The sequence below is a fragment of the Planomonospora sp. ID67723 genome, from assembly GCF_015711605.1.
Lineage (GTDB): Bacteria > Actinomycetota > Actinomycetes > Streptosporangiales > Streptosporangiaceae > Planomonospora_A.
In genome coordinates, this window is record NZ_JABTEZ010000001.1 from 856,782 (window position 1) to 871,244 (window position 14,463).

Here is a 14,463-nt window from a genome sequence, read left to right on the forward strand (position 1 = left end):
CCTGGGGGAACGCATCGGAGCGTAAGAGACACAATTGATCTGTGCCTCTTACCCCCCGCGCCCGCGACCGTCAGATCCTCAGGCTGGCCGTCCCCGCCTTCGGAGCCCTGGTCGCCGAGCCGCTGTTCCTCCTGACGGACACCGTCATCGTCAGCCACCTGCCCGCGCCCGCGCTCGGCGCGCTCGGGGTCGCGAGCACGGTGCTGAGCGCCCTGGTCGGCCTGTGCGTGTTCCTCGCCTACGGGACCACCGCGGCCGTCGCCCGGCAGATCGGCGCGGGTGACACCCGGCAGGCGGTCCGGCAGGGGGTGGACGGCCTCTGGCTGGCCGCCGGGGTCGGGGCGGCGATCATCGTGGTGGTGTGGCCGCTGGCGCCGTACCTCGTCCAGCTGCTCGGCGCGGAGGGCGAGCTGGCCCGGCAGGCGGTGACGTACCTGCGGATCAGCCTGCTGGGCGTGCCTTCGATGCTGCTGGTCCTGGCCGGGACGGGGGTGCTGCGCGGGATGCAGGACACCCTGACGCCGCTGCTGGTCTCCGTCGGGTCGTTCGTGCTCAACGCGCTGCTCAACGCCGTTTTCGTGCTGGGACTCGGCTGGGGGCTCGCGGGCTCGGCCTGGGGCACCGTCCTGGCCCAGACCTTCGCCGCCGGGGTCTACCTGGCCATGATGCTCATCCGCCACCGGGCGCCGTTCCGCCCCGATCTGGCGGGGATCAGGTCCGCCGGATCGGCCGGGATCGGACTGGTCGTCCGCACGGTGTGCCTGCAGGCCGTACTGATCATCGCGACGGCCGTCGCCACCCGGATGGGGGAGCGCCAGATCGAGGCGCACACGATCGCCATCAGGATCTGGATCCTGCTGGCCTTCGCCCTGGACGCGATCGCCATCGCCGGGCAGGCGATCACCGGTCACGCCCTGGGCGCCGGCGACGTGGCGGAGGTCCGGGCCGCGACCCGGCGGATGGTGGTGTGGGGCGCCGGCTGCGGGGTGGTTCTGGGCCTGCTGGTGCTCGCGGCCCGGCCGTTCCTGCCCGGCCTGTTCGACGCGGAGGCGGTGGTCGCCGGGGAGCTGTCCGCCCTGCTCTGGGTGGTGGCGGTCCTGCAGCCGGTCGCCGGGGTGGTGTTCGTCCTGGACGGGGTGCTGATCGGCGCCGGGGACCAGGCCTACCTCGCCCGCGCGGGGATGTGGACGACGCTCGCCTACCTGCCCGCGGTGCTGACGGTGGTCGTCGCCGGCGGCGGTCTCGTCGCGCTCTGGGGGGCGCTGGGGCTGTGGATGGTCGCCCGGCTGGTGACCCTGGGACTGCGCGCGAGAGGCGGCAACTGGTTGGTGACCGGTGCGTGACCTGGAGGTGTCCACCACGTAATCACCTACCCCTTGTTAGGGCGGGACCCTCTGCGGCACTGTGAATCGGGTCCCGGCAACAAGGATGTTGCCCTCCCCAGCAGGATTGGCCATACCGTGCCCGAGGGTCGCTCTCCGTCCATCGCGCGCCGTCTACCTCCGAGTGAGGCGACAGGCCGCTGGACCGGCGCGCGCCACGGCCTGGCCAAGGCCTACGGCCAGACCGACCTCATCGTCCTCGGCGTCGGTGTCATGATCGGCGCGGGCATCTTCAGCCTCGCCGGCCGCCAGGCGGCCACCATGGCCGGGCCCGGCGTGATCCTCTCCTTCATGATCGCCGGAATCACGAGCCTGCTCGTGGCCTTCTGCATCGCGGAGCTGTCGTCGGCCATGCCGGCCTCCGGCAGCGCCTACACCTTCACCTACGTCATCTTCGGCGAGGTGTGGGCGTGGATCGTGGGCTGGGCGCTGGTGATGGAGTTGCTGCTGGCCGCCGCGGTGGTCGCGCGCGCATGGTCGCTCTACGCCGCCCAGATGCTCGCGGACCTGGGCGTGCGGATCCCGGAGCCGTTCTCCGGGGTCATCGGCCAGGTCGAGGGGTTCGACCTGTTCACGCTGATCATCCTGGTGCTGCTGACCGGGGTGGTCGCGCTCGGCGCCCGGATCGGGCTGCGGGCCCTGTGGATCATCGTGGTCGCGAAGCTGCTGGCCATCGGCGCGGTCATCGTCGTCGGCGCCCTGCACTTCGACGAGGGCAACCTCGTGGCCATCCCGGCCCCGAGCTCCCCCATCGAGACGGCCGCCGGCACCCTGGACTCCCCGCTGCTCGGCATGGTCTTCGGCCAGACGACCGCGTTCGGCTGGTTCGGCATCTTCGCCGCCGCCGCCACGATCACCTTCGCCTACATCGGCTTCGACGTGGTGGCCACGGCCGCCGAGGAGGCCGAGGACGCGCCCCGGTCCGTCCCGAAGGGCATCATCCGCAGCCTGGTCGCCACCACGGTCATCTACATCGCGGTCGCCGTCGTGATGGTCGGCATGACCCCGTACGAGAAGATCGACACCACGGCTCCGCTGGCCAGCGCCTTCCGCCAGGCCGGTGAGGGCTTCATGGTCCACGTCATCAACATCGGCGCGGTCCTCGGCCTGACCACGGTCATCCTGGTGCTGCTCGTCGGCCTGACCCGGGTGGTCTTCTCCATGGCCCGCGACGGGCTGTTCCCGCGGCCGCTGGCGAAGATCAACCGCAGCTACCACAGTCCGATCAGAGCCACCCTGATCATCGGCGCCGCCGCGATCCTGCTGGCCGAGTTCGTCCCGGTGCTCACGCTGGAGCCGCTGGTCGTGATCGGCGCCCTGTTCACGTTCCTCGCCGTGGCCGCCGGAGTGATCCGGATGCGCCGGACCATGCCCGCCCTGCCCCGCGGCTTCCGCACCCCCCTCTACCCCTACGTGCCGATCGCCTCGATCCTGGCGACCCTGTGGCTCATGGTGAACCTCCAGGTCATCACCTGGCTGTACTTCATCGCCTGGATGGCCTTCGGGGTGCTGGTCTACCTGCTGTACGGCAGGCGCAAGAGCGTGCTCGGGGGCGGCCAGCCGCCGTTGGTCCCCGTCGACCTGAAAGGACGGCACCGCCGCTGACGGAACCCGGCCGCGCGAAGATCGGCGGTCCGGCGGCGCAAAGGTTGCGTGATTTACCTCAAGTCCTGATGTTTCCTGCCGAAACTCATCTCACGCTTCGAAATCGGAAGCTCACTTTCGGCAGGAGCAGATCATGGGCGACAGATCATGGCCATAGGCATGGGCTCAACACGCCCCGCGAAGGCGGTCACCCGCCGACGCCGCGTGACCGCGTTGGCGATGTCCCTGGTGATAGGTGCCACCACGTCGCTGCAGGCGCAGGCAGGACCGGCCGCCGCGGCCACCCCCGCGGCGGAGGCCGTGGCCGGGACCGCCCTGGGCGTGAACATCGCGCCGGTGCGCGACTGGACCCCCGAATGGCCCTTCGTCGACGCCTTCCGGACCTCGCGTCCGTGGATCAGCCAGCGGACGGGCGCCTCCTGGGGACAGGGGCCGGCGCTGTCCCTCGACGAGCACGGCTGGGTCCGCAGCATGGAGCCGGGGCAGTACGTCGACGCCGCCATCTTCACCAGCGGTGACTATCCGATCGGTACGTACGCCGTCACCTGGGAGGGCACCGGCGACGTGACGTTCTTCGGCGGCGGCACGATATCCGACCGCACCGCCAACCGCTTCGAGTACAACCCCCAGACCGCCGGGCGTGCGGACTACACCACCGGCGCCGGAGGGCGCTTCCTGCGCATCACCCGGACCGACCCGGACGACTACGTCCGCAACATCCGCGTCTGGATGCCGGGATTCGAGCAGACCGGTGAGAAGCAGGTGTTCCACCCGCAGTTCCTCGACAGCCTGAAGGGCATGAGGACGCTGCGCTTCATGGACTGGATGACCACCAACGCCTCGCCGTACGCCGAATGGGAGGACTACCCCACCCCCGAGTCGTCGACGCAGACGCGCGGCGTGGCGGTCGAGCTCATGGTCGAGCTGGCCAACCGCGTCGGCGCGGACCCGTGGTTCAACATGCCGCACCGGGCGACCGACGAGTTCGTCCGGTCCTTCGCCCAGGTCGTGCAGGACAGGCTGGCACCGGGGCGCAAGGCCTACATCGAGTACTCCAACGAGCTGTGGAACAGCGCCTACGCCTTCCAGCAGACCCCGTGGGTCCGCAGGACGGGCCAGGACCTCGGCCTGGCCGTGGAGCCGTGGGTGGCCGGCCAGCGCTACCAGGCACTGCGATCGGTGGAGATCTTCCGGCTCTGGCGGGAGGCGTTCGGCGCCGAGGCCGACACCCGGCTGGTGCGCGTGATGGGAGTCCAGTCCGGCAACAGCGGGGTGGCGCGCGACGTCCTCGCCTACCGGGACACCCACGAGCACGTGGACGCCATCGCCGTCGCGCCGTACTTCGACTGCGGCGACCAGTGGATCCCCGGCGACTCCCGCACCTATTTCCCCGGCCATCCCACCGTCGCCCCGTACGTCAAGGCGGGCGGCGTGGACCGCCTGCTCCAGGCCTGCCAGCACTCGATCGACACGGGAGTGCGTGAGCAGATCCTCCGCCACAAGGCACTGGCCGACCAGTACGGCCTGTCCCTGGTGGCCTACGAGGCCGGCCAGCACCTGACCGGCCTCCTGGGCACCGAGAACGACAGCGCCCTCACCGCGCTCTTCCACGCCGCCAACCGGCACCCGCGCATGCGCGACCTGTACGCCCGGTACCTGGACCAGTGGCGCGAACTCGGCGGGGGCACCATCGCGCTGTTCCTCACCGCCGAGCACATGTCCAAGTGGGGTTCGTGGGGCCTGAGAGAGCGCATGAACCAGGCCCTGGCCGACGCGCCGAAGGCCCGCGCCGCCGACGAGTTCCTGCAGGCACTGCGCCAGCTGCCGCTTCGCGTGGCCGCGCCGACCGTCACCTCCCTGTCGCTCCGGGCGGGGCTGTCCGCCGGCGGCGCCACCGTCACCCTCAGGGGCGCCAACCTGGCCAGCACGAGCACGGTCCGCTTCGGCGGGGTCAGCGCGCCGTTCCGCACCGCTCAGGTCAGCGGCGTCACCCACCTCGTCGTCACCACCCCCCGGTTCGACCGGGGCGGCGTCGTCGACGTGGCGGTGAGCAACCCGGCGGGCACCAGCACGCCGACGTCGGCGTCGCGGTTCACCTACCACCCGCCGCCGGTCGTGACCTCGCTCAGCCCTTCGACCGCACTGACGGTCGGCGGCACCACCGTCACCCTCACCGGCACGGCGCTGACCGGCACCACCGAGGTGCGCATCGGCGCGGTCGCCGCCCCGTCGGTCCGGGTGCTGTCACCGACCTCGGTGCAGTTCGCGGTCCCCGCCCGTATCCAGACCGGAGGGGTCGACGTCACGGTCACCACCCCGTACGGCACCAGCGCGGTGGTGCCCGCGGGCCGGCTGACCTACGTCAACCCGCCGCGGCCGGTGGTCGCCGACCTGTCCGCCGCCTCCGGACCGGCTCAGGTTCCGACGACGGTGCTGATCAACGGATCCAACTTCCGCGGCGCCACGAGGATCACCATCGGCGTCCAGGAAGCGACGTTCACCGTCCTGTCGGACTCCCAGATCCGCGCGGTGTTCCCCCCGCAACCGCACAACACCTGGGTGAACGTGCACGTCTTCACACCCGGCGGCCACAGCGACGCCCACGCCGAGACGGACTTCCGCTACATCGCCGCGCAGGTTCCCTCCGTGACCGGCCTGTCCGCCGCCAGCGGCCAGACCCACGCCCCGCACACGGTGCTCGTCAACGGACAGGGCTTCACCTGGGCCTCACGGGTCACCGTCGGCGGTGTGACGGTGCCGTTCACGTTCGTCTCCGACACCCAGCTGCGTGCCGCCTTCCCCGCCCGCACCTCCACGGGCCTGGCCAACGTGCAGGTCAGCACTCCCGCCGGAGCCAGTCCGGTCACCCAGGCGAGCGGGTTCGCCTACACGACGCCTCCGCGGCCGGTCGTGTCCAGGCTGTCGGCCACCCGAGGACTGACCGCCGCCCGCACCCCGGTGACGATCGAGGGGACCGGTTTCACCGCCGCCTCCAAGGTGAGCGTGGGAGGCGTCTCCGTGGCGTTCACCCGCGTCTCGGACACCCGGCTCAGCCTGGTCCTCCCCATCAGGGCCGCAGGGACCGCCTATCTTCAGGTCACCACACCGGGGGGCACCAGCGCCACCGGCAACGGCACGGCCTTCACCTGGGTGAGGTCCCTGTGAGCGGCTGAACACGGAGACCGCCCGCCGTCGGGTGCGTCTCTCCCCCACCGGTGACCCGGCGGCGGCCGCCGCGCTCATCGGACGGGCCGCTCAACGCGCCGGTCCGGCCGGTCGGCCTCCTGCGCGCCCCAGCTGCCCAGCAGCCGCAGCGAGGCCGCCGAGGGAGAGCCGGCCTCGGCGGTGTAGACGACGAGCACCTGGTCGGGGTCGTCGGGCAGGCGCAATGACTCGTAGTCCAGCACCAGCTCGCCGACCAGCGGGTTGTGCAGCACCTTGCGGCCGTTGGTCTTGTCCTTCACGTTGTGGTCGGCCCACCACCGGCGGAAGTCCTCGCTCTTGACCGACAGCTCGCCGACCAGTGCGGCCAGCTCCGGGTCATCCGGGTAGGCCCCGGCCCGCAGCCGCAGGTAGGCCACCGTCTCCTGCGCCTTGGTCCGCCAGTCGGAGAACAGCGCCCGGACGTCCTCGTTCAGGAAGATCATTCGCGCCCAGTTGCGCCCGGCCGGCGGCAGCGCGCCGAAGTCGCCGAACACCGCGGCGGCCATCCGGTTCCAGGCGAGCACGTCACCGCGGCGCCCGATGACGTAGGCGGGGATGCCCTCGGCCATGTCCAGCAGACGCTGCAGCCCGGGTCGCACCCGCTCCGCGCGGGGCGCCGGGCGGCGCCGTGCGGGCGCCGGCCGGGCGAGGTTGCGCAGGTGCGCGCGCTCGGTCTCGTCCAGCCTCAGCGCGCGCGCCACCGCCTGCAGGACCTCCTCGGAGACGTTGTTCGTACGGCCCTGCTCCAGCCGTACGTAGTAGTCCACACTCACCCCGGCGAGCTGGGCCAGCTCCTCCCTGCGCAGTCCGGGGACACGGCGGCGGGCACCGCCGAACGGCTGCAGCCCCACGTCCTCGGGCCGCAACCGGGCCCGGCGGGTCCGCAGAAACTCGGCCAGCTCCGCACGCTTGTTCACGGCCTTCAGTATGGGCGCTCGCGCGGGCCTCATCCTGGTTCTGCCAGACCCAGGTTCGCCGGACCCCGGCGAGCGGCGCCCTGGTTCGTGCCCGGCGGCTCTTGCAGCATGGTCCCCGCCGACGAGAACACCCGATGTCCGAAGGAAACCCGACGCCATGACCGTCACCGCTGTACAGACCGCCGCCACCCTGCCCCTCACCGGCCGCATCGCCGTCGTGACCGGAGCATCGAGCGGGATCGGCGCCGCCACCGCCCGGCTGCTGGCCGCCCGGGGTGCCCGGGTGGCACTGCTGGCCCGCCGCGTCGACCGGCTCGACGGCCTCGCCGCCGAGCTGGGGGAGGCGGCGCTGCCGGTCCGGGTCGACGTCGCCGACCCCGCCTCGGTTCAGGAGGGAACGGCCTTGATCACAGAGAGGCTCGGCCGGGTCGACCTGGTGGTCAACAACGCCGGCGTGATGCTGGCCGCGCCCTTCGCCGACCGCCGCACCGGCGACTGGCAGCGCATGATCGACACCAACCTCACCGGCGCGCTGCGCGTGGTCGACGCCTTCCTGCCCGACCTGCTGGCCGCCGCGGCCGACGGCCGTACCGCCGACCTGGTCAACATCTCCTCGATCGCGGCCCACGCCGTCTTCCCGAGCTTCGCGGTCTACTGCGCGACGAAGGCCGCGCTGTCCCACTTCTCCCGCAACCTGCGCACCGAGCTCGGCCCGCGCAAGGTTCGCGTGACCAGCATCGAGCCCGGCCTGGTCGCCACCGAACTGCAGGGACACCTCGACCACCCGGACGTGAACGCGGTGATCGACGACTGGCGCAAGGCCTTCGACTGGCTGTCGGACGCCGACCTGGCGGAGCTGATCGCCTTCACCGTCGCGCGCCCCCGGCACGTCAACTTCCCGCAGATCGTGGCCATGCCCACCGAGCAGGTGTGAGGCGATCTCACGGGAACGGCACACGGCACCGCTCCGGCCTGCGCCACGGGCCTGAGAGCTTCGGCCGTCCGGCGGCCATGGTGCCGACGCCCGCCTGCGCCGCGCCGCCGTGGCCGGACGGCACTGCGCAGGCGAATCGGCACCTCATGATCCGGCCGCCGGGTGGACCCTAGATCCTTCGGGCGTCGAGCACGCTCTTCAGGAACTCGCGGGTCCTGGGCTCCGCGGGGTCGGTGAAGATCTGTTCGGGGGTGCCGCGCTCCAGGAGCACGCCGTCGTCGAGGAAGCAGACGGTGTCCGCGATCTCCCGGCAGAAACCCATCTCGTGGGTGGTCAGGATCATCGTCATCCCGCCTTCCTTGAGCTCCCTGATGACCCCGAGCACCTCCGTGACCAGCGCCGGGTCGAGCGCCGAGGTGACCTCGTCCAGCAGCATGAGGCGGGGCTGGGTGGCCAGTGCCCGGATGATGGCGACGCGCTGCTGCTGGCCGCCGGAGAGCCGGTCGGGGTAGGCGGCGGCCTTGTCCGACAGGCCGAACCTGGCCAGCAGGTCGCGGGCCTGCTCCTCCGCCTCGGCCCGGCCGACCCCGTGCACCTTGCGCGGGGCCAGCGTGATGTTGTCCAGCACGGTCATGTGCGGGAACAGGTTGAACGCCTGGAAGACGATGCCCATGCGCTTGCGCACGTCGTCGGCGTTCGCCCGGACGTCGGTGATCTCGACGCCGTCCAGGTAGATCGCGCCGTCGTCGACGGTCTCCAGCAGGTTCACGCAGCGCAGCAGCGTGGACTTGCCCGAGCCGGAGGCGCCGATCAGGCAGACCACCTCGTGCGCCTCGACCGCCAGGTCGATCCCGCGCAGCACGCTGGTGCCGTGGTAGTCCTTCCAGACGTCCTCGATGGTCAGCAGGCTCACCGGCTCACCTCCTCCCTCGGAGCGGTCGCGTTTCACTGGCCGCGCCGCCTCTGCGACCGGGCCGCCAGGTAGTCGGTGAGGCGGGCCATCGGGATGGTGAGCAGGACGAACAGCAGCGCCGCGGCCAGGTATGGGGTGTAGTTGAACTTGCTCGCCGCATAGATCTGCGCCTGGCGCAGCGCCTCGATCACCCCGATGGTCGAGACCAGGGCGGTGTCCTTCTGGAGCGAGACGAAGTCGTTGAGCAGCGGCGGCACGACCCGGCGCCAGGCCTGGGGCAGGACCACGTAGCGCATGGTCTTGCCGTGGCTCAGCCCGAGCGAGCGGGCCGCGGCCCGCTGGCTCGGGTGGACCGAGTCGATGCCCGCCCGGAACACCTCGGCGACGTACGCCCCGTAGGCGAGGGTGAGGGCGATGACGCCCAGCGTGACCTCGTCCTTCGGCGCCCCCTGCAGGTTGAGCGCGGGCACGCCGAACCCGACCAGGAGGATCACCAGGAGGGTCGGCACCCCCCGGAACACGTCGGTGTAGGCCACCGCCAGGGCTCGCAGCGGGAAGAAGACCGGTGCCCGGAGGTTGCGCGTCAGCGCGACGAGCAGGCCGAGGAGCAGGATGAGCGGCTCGGCGATCAGGAAGATCTGGACGTTCGTCCAGAATCCGTCGAGCACGTCGGGCCAGGCCCTGGCGAACGCCTCGGGATTGAAGAACGAGTCCTGGACCCGCGGCCAGCCCGGCGAGCCGGTGACCGCCACGGCCGCCGCCCCGAGGAAGACGATCGTGGAGACCGTGGCGATCGTGCCCGACCGCACGGCCCGGGTACGGCGCAGCCGCTCGCGCCGGAGCTGGCGCTCGCTCCTGACCCGGGTGACCTCGCTCACGCGTGCCCTCTCTCCGGCCGGGGCCGCCGGGGGCCCGCCGATCCGGTGATCCGGCGGCTCACTTCAGCTCCGGGGCACCCGCGGCCGCGCTGAGCCACTGCTCCTCGATCTTCGCCAGCTCGCCGGAGGACTTCAGCTTGCCGATGGCCTCGTTGACGCAGGAGACCAGAGCGTTGCCCTTCTCGAAGACCAGGCCGAACTCCTCGGACGTGCTGCCGGTCGCGTCGAACTGTCCGACGATCTTGGAGTTCTCGACCTGCGCGGCGGTGACGTAGAACGCGGTCGGCAGGTCCACCACGATGGCGTCCACCTGCTTGTTCTTCAGCGCGTTCACCGCGTCGACCTGCTGGCTGTAGACCTTGGGCTGGGTGGAGGGCTGGATGACGTCCTTGACCGCCTGGAGACTGGTGGTGCCGACCTGGACGCCGATCGTGGCGTCCTTCAGCGAGGCGAGGTCCGCGGCCGCGGCGAACTTCGAGCCCTCGACGGCGACGACGGCCTGCTTGGCCGTGTAGTAGCCCTGGCTGAAGTCGACGGCCTTGGCCCGGTCCGGGGTGATGGAGACCTGGTTGATGTCGAAGTCGAACTTCTTGGCACCGGGGGCGAAGGCGGTGTCGAACGCCACGGTCTCCCAGACGACCTCGTCCTTGGTGAACCCGAGCTGTGCGGCGACGGCGTAGGCGACGGCGCTCTCGAAGCCCTCGCCGCTGGCGGGGTTGTCATCCTTGAACCAGGGCTCGTAGGCGGGCTTGTCCGTGCCGACGGTCAGCTTGCCCGGGGTCTTCAGCGGGAGCCGGTCCTTGGCGCAGGCCGCCGGGGCCGACGAGCCCGCCGGTCCGGAGGGGCTCGCCTGGGTCGTCGGCTCCGAGGCCGGCGCGCAGGCGGCCACAGCCACCGTGAGGGCGCCGAGCGCGAGCAGCGTCGAAGGACGGAGCATGACGAACCTCCACGTAGAGCGATGATTCACGAATTCTATGTATCCCTGCAGGACCTCGGCGGCCGGTACCCCGTGCCGGGAACGGGATGAGCGGCTCGCCGTAGGAGACGCGGGCGCATCGCGGCTCGCCGTGGGAGCACGGGCACATCGCCAGGAGCACGGCGGCCGCCGTACCGGGAGTGGGGGGAGACGACGAAGGCCCTCCCCCGGAGCGACCGGGGAAGGGCCCTGCAACGCTGCCGATCAGGCTGCGACGACCTCGATGTCGAGGGCGGCGGAGACCTCCGGGTGCAGCTTGACGCTGACCCGGTGGGAGCCGAGGCTCTTGATCGCAGAGGTGATCTCGATGCGGCGGCGGTCCAGCAGCGGGCCGCCTGCGGCCTTGACGGCCTCGGCGACGTCACCCGTGGTGATGGAGCCGAAGAGGCGGCCGGACTCGCCGGCCTTCGTCTTCAGGACCACCTTCAGGGACTTGAGCTGGCCGGCGACCTCCTGGGCGGTGCCCAGGTCGCGGATCTCGCGGGCGTCGCGCGCCTTCTTGATCGAGGTGATCTGCTTCTCGCCGCCACGGGTCCACAGGATCGCGAAGCCGCGGGGGAGCAGGTAGTTGCGGCCGTAGCCACTCTTGACCTCGACGATGTCGCCGGGGGCGCCGAGGCCGGTGACCTCACTGGTGAGAATGAGCTTCATCTGTCCGGACCTCCTTAGCGCGCGGTGCTCATGTACGGCAGGAGCGCCATCTCACGAGCGTTCTTGATAGCGGTCGCCACGTCACGCTGGTGCTGGGTGCAGTTGCCCGTCACCCGGCGGGCACGGATCTTGCCGCGGTCGGAGATGAACTTCCGAAGCAGCGCCGTGTCCTTGTAGTCGACGTAGGAGATCTTGTCGTGGCAGAACAGGCAAACCTTCTTCTTAGGCTTGCGCAGTGCCGGCTTGGCCATCGTGGTGCTCCTTTCAGAGCCCCGCCGTCAGGCGGGAATGGTCGCTGCGGATACTGGGGACTGGATTGGTGCGATCCCGGGCGGTCCCGGAGGACCGCTAGAAAGGCGGTTCGTCGCTGAAGTCGCCGCCGCCGAAGCCGCCACCGCCCTGCTGGGGGCCGCCGAAGCCGCCGCCCTGCTGCGGACCTCCGTAGCCGCCGCCCTGGGGGGCGACGGGCGATGCGGAGGCCCACGGGTCGTTCGCCGGTCCGCCGCCGAAGCCGCCGCCACCGCCACCGCCCTGACGGGCGGTCTTGTTGACCTTCGCGGTGGCGTTGCGGAGGGAGGGGCCGACCTCGTCGACCTCGACCTCGTAGACCGTGCGCTTCTCGCCTTCCTTGGTCTCGTAGGACCGCTGGCGCAGCCGCCCCTGAACGATGACCCGCATGCCGCGCTGCAGGCTCTCGGCGACGTTCTCCGCCGCCTGCCGCCACACGTTGCAGGTCAGGAACAGGCCTTCGCCGTCCTTCCACTCGTTGGTCTGCTTGTCCAGGAACCTCGGAGTGGATGCGATACGGAACCGGGCCACCGCTTGACCCGCGGGGGTGAAGCGCAGCTCCGGATCGTCGACGAGGTTGCCGACGATGGTGATCGTGGTGTCGCCTGCTGCCATGGCTGCGTTGCCCTTCCTGCGGCCTTCGCTGGTTCTCGCCTCAGAGTACGGCTGGACCCCGACAAATTCGGGGTTTAGTGCACGTCCGGACGCAGGACCTTGGTGCGCAGAATGCCCTCGTTGAGGTTCATCTGCCGGTCGAGCTCCTTGACCGTGGCGGGCTCGGCGGTCAGGTCGATGACGGCGTAGATGCCCTCGGGCTTCTTCGCGATGTCGTAGGACAGCCGACGACGGCCCCACACGTCGACCTTCTCCACGGTGCCGCCGTCATTGCGGACGACCGTGAGGAACTGGTCGAGGGAAGGGGCCACCGTGCGCTCATCGAGCGAAGGGTCGAGGATGACCATCATCTCGTAACGACGCATGCTGGCTTCCAACCTCCTCTGGACTGTTGCGGTCACGACACCGTGCCGTGACAGGAGGACGCTGACGTCTTCACCCAGGTGCCCATTTCGGCACCGGGACGGAGGGCGGCCGGTAAACACGCCCATACGACGTAGCCTCGTCAGCCTACCAGCCTGCCGGCGGTTGGGCGGACCTTCAGGAGGGAACCCCCTCTAGCAGAGGAAGAGGGGGGTGTGATTCATGTCGCACGTCATCCGTCCCACCGGGAAACCGGCGTCGAGGCTCACCCTGAACACCGACGGCCAGCCGCACACCGTCCAGAACATCCTGAGCGTCGCCACGCTCGGCCTCGGGCTGGTCGCCTTCGTCACCGGGCTCTCGCCGGCCGCGCACATGATCGCGGCGTGGGCGGGAGCGCTGGGCTTCGCCGGAGGTCTCTATTCCCAGTACCTCTCGGCGACCACGCCCGAGCGGGTGCTCAACATCGTGGGCATCGTCGCCTCGTTCGTGGGGGTGGCCATGGGCGTCTTCCACGGCGGGTTCGTGCCGTAGATCCGGCGGCCCGGGCCCGCGGCGTGCTGCACCTGCGGCCACCGCGGGCCCGCGTGCCGTCAGCCCAGGTGCAGGTCGACGCCGAGCAGGACGAGGAACCACAGCAGGACGGCGAGGAGCGCCTCGGCGATGTCCTTCAGCAGCGCGGGGGTGATGTAGTCGTACACCCAGGCCACGTACAGGCCGACCAGGATGTAGATGAGGCCGATCAGACTTATCCCTCGGCGGTAGTAAGCCATCGAGACTCCTTGGGGGATGGCCCGCGGGGCGGGCGGTGGGGCGCCCTCTCCGACTGCCCCGGAGCAGGGTCGCGAAACGGTCCTGAGGTGCAGCCGTAAAACGGTTACCCTCGGACACATGCCACGCATCGGAGCGCATGTCGACCAGGACGACCCGCTGGCCCACGCCAGGGCCCGGGGTGCCGAGGTCGCGCAGTTCTTCCTCGGTGACCCCCAGGGCTGGAAGGGCCCGGTCATCGGCGAGAGGACCCGTGAGATCAAGGACTCCGGGGTGGACGTCTACGTCCACGCGCCCTACGTGATCAACGTGGCCACCGCCAACAACCGGATCCGCATCCCCAGCCGGAAGCTGCTGGCCGCGCACCTGGCCGCCGCGGCCGAGCTGGGCGCCAAGGGGCTGATCGTCCACGGCGGACACGTCGGCGCCGGCGACGACCCGCAGAAGGGCTTCGACAACTGGCGCAAGGTGTTCGAGCGCATGGAGGCGCACGAGGTCCCCGTGCTCATCGAGAACACCGCGGGCGGCGGCAACGCGATGGCCAGGAAGCTGGAGCGGATCGCCCGCCTGTGGGACGCGCTGGACGGTTTCGACGTGGGCTTCTGCCTGGACACCTGCCACGCCCACGCGGGCGGGGAGGAGCTGGCCGACGTGGTCGAGCGGGTCATGGCGATCACCGGGCGGATCGACCTGATCCACTGCAACGACTCGCGCGACGCGTTCGGCTCCGGCGCCGACCGGCACGCCAACCTCGGCGCGGGCGAGATCGATCCCGAGCTCATCCTCGACGTCTGCCGGAAGGCGGACGCCCCGATCGTGGTGGAGACCCCGTCCGCCGGCCAGGCGGAGGACATCGCCTTTCTGCGGAAAGGCCTGTGACCGGTCTTTCTGCGGAAAAGCCTGTGATCAGCCCTTCTCCGGAAGGCTCACCGGCTTTCCCCGGAAAGGCCGCCGACCCCCAGATGC

General features: G+C 70.7%; 15 protein-coding genes. 6 read left to right on the plus strand and 9 right to left on the minus strand.

Annotated features, from left to right (window positions below; all coding sequences use genetic code 11):
* Positions 1-41 precede the first annotated feature (41 nt).
* From HS041_RS04005 to HS041_RS04015, 3 genes are all read left to right on the plus strand, one after another.
* Positions 42-1,343 (plus strand): MATE family efflux transporter, encoded by a 1,302-nt coding sequence (locus tag HS041_RS04005; protein ID WP_196439156.1) that lies wholly within the window; start codon positions 42-44, stop codon positions 1,341-1,343.
* 117 nt (positions 1,344-1,460) lie between these two features.
* Positions 1,461-2,987 carry an APC family permease gene (locus tag HS041_RS04010; protein WP_196439157.1) on the plus strand — a complete coding sequence of 509 codons (1,527 nt, stop codon included), beginning with the start codon at positions 1,461-1,463 and terminating at the stop codon, positions 2,985-2,987.
* A 219-nt stretch (positions 2,988-3,206) separates the two neighbouring features.
* Complete coding sequence (locus HS041_RS04015) at positions 3,207-6,152, plus strand: IPT/TIG domain-containing protein (RefSeq protein WP_196439158.1); 2,946 nt, start codon at positions 3,207-3,209, stop codon at positions 6,150-6,152.
* Positions 6,153-6,226: 74 nt separating this feature from the next.
* On the opposite strand, the gene HS041_RS04020 is transcribed toward HS041_RS04015, so the two are convergent.
* Entirely contained in the window at positions 6,227-7,141 is a 915-nt protein-coding gene (locus HS041_RS04020; protein ID WP_196439159.1) for a helix-turn-helix transcriptional regulator, read from the minus strand.
* Positions 7,142-7,265: 124 nt separating this feature from the next.
* Here HS041_RS04020 and HS041_RS04025 point away from each other — a divergent pair, with 124 nt between their 5' ends.
* The gene (locus tag HS041_RS04025) at positions 7,266-8,042 is read left to right on the plus strand and encodes an SDR family oxidoreductase (protein ID WP_196439160.1); all 777 of its coding nucleotides are present in this window, start codon (positions 7,266-7,268) and stop codon (positions 8,040-8,042) included.
* Positions 8,043-8,211: 169 nt separating this feature from the next.
* On the opposite strand, the gene HS041_RS04030 is transcribed toward HS041_RS04025, so the two are convergent.
* From HS041_RS04030 to rpsF, 7 genes are all read right to left on the minus strand, one after another.
* Complete coding sequence (locus HS041_RS04030) at positions 8,212-8,955, minus strand: amino acid ABC transporter ATP-binding protein (protein WP_196439161.1); 744 nt, start codon at positions 8,953-8,955, stop codon at positions 8,212-8,214.
* Between the two features lie 32 nt (positions 8,956-8,987).
* A complete protein-coding gene (locus HS041_RS04035; protein WP_196439162.1) occupies positions 8,988-9,833 on the minus strand; it encodes an amino acid ABC transporter permease in 846 nt (281 codons plus the stop codon).
* 58 nt (positions 9,834-9,891) lie between these two features.
* Positions 9,892-10,770: an ABC transporter substrate-binding protein gene (locus HS041_RS04040; RefSeq protein ID WP_196439163.1), complete on the minus strand. Its 879-nt coding sequence runs from the start codon at positions 10,768-10,770 to the stop codon at positions 9,892-9,894.
* Between the two features lie 243 nt (positions 10,771-11,013).
* The gene (gene rplI, locus HS041_RS04045) at positions 11,014-11,460 is read right to left on the minus strand and encodes a 50S ribosomal protein L9 (protein WP_196439164.1); all 447 of its coding nucleotides are present in this window, start codon (positions 11,458-11,460) and stop codon (positions 11,014-11,016) included.
* A 14-nt stretch (positions 11,461-11,474) separates the two neighbouring features.
* Entirely contained in the window at positions 11,475-11,711 is a 237-nt protein-coding gene (gene rpsR / locus HS041_RS04050) for a 30S ribosomal protein S18 (RefSeq protein ID WP_012895699.1), read from the minus strand.
* A gap of 97 nt (positions 11,712-11,808) precedes the next feature.
* Positions 11,809-12,363, minus strand: coding sequence for a single-stranded DNA-binding protein (locus HS041_RS04055; RefSeq protein ID WP_196439165.1), 555 nt, complete (start codon positions 12,361-12,363; stop codon positions 11,809-11,811).
* A gap of 74 nt (positions 12,364-12,437) precedes the next feature.
* Complete coding sequence (gene rpsF, locus HS041_RS04060) at positions 12,438-12,728, minus strand: 30S ribosomal protein S6 (protein ID WP_196439166.1); 291 nt, start codon at positions 12,726-12,728, stop codon at positions 12,438-12,440.
* Positions 12,729-12,948: 220 nt separating this feature from the next.
* Here rpsF and HS041_RS04065 point away from each other — a divergent pair, with 220 nt between their 5' ends.
* Entirely contained in the window at positions 12,949-13,260 is a 312-nt protein-coding gene (locus HS041_RS04065; protein ID WP_196439167.1) for a hypothetical protein, read from the plus strand.
* Between the two features lie 59 nt (positions 13,261-13,319).
* Here the strand turns inward: HS041_RS04065 and HS041_RS04070 are convergent, their stop codons facing one another.
* Positions 13,320-13,499: a hypothetical protein gene (locus HS041_RS04070; RefSeq protein WP_184947283.1), complete on the minus strand. Its 180-nt coding sequence runs from the start codon at positions 13,497-13,499 to the stop codon at positions 13,320-13,322.
* 118 nt (positions 13,500-13,617) lie between these two features.
* On the opposite strand from HS041_RS04070, the gene HS041_RS04075 reads away from it, so the two are divergent.
* Positions 13,618-14,376, plus strand: coding sequence for a deoxyribonuclease IV (locus HS041_RS04075; protein WP_196439168.1), 759 nt, complete (start codon positions 13,618-13,620; stop codon positions 14,374-14,376).
* The last annotated feature ends 87 nt before the right edge of the window (positions 14,377-14,463 follow it).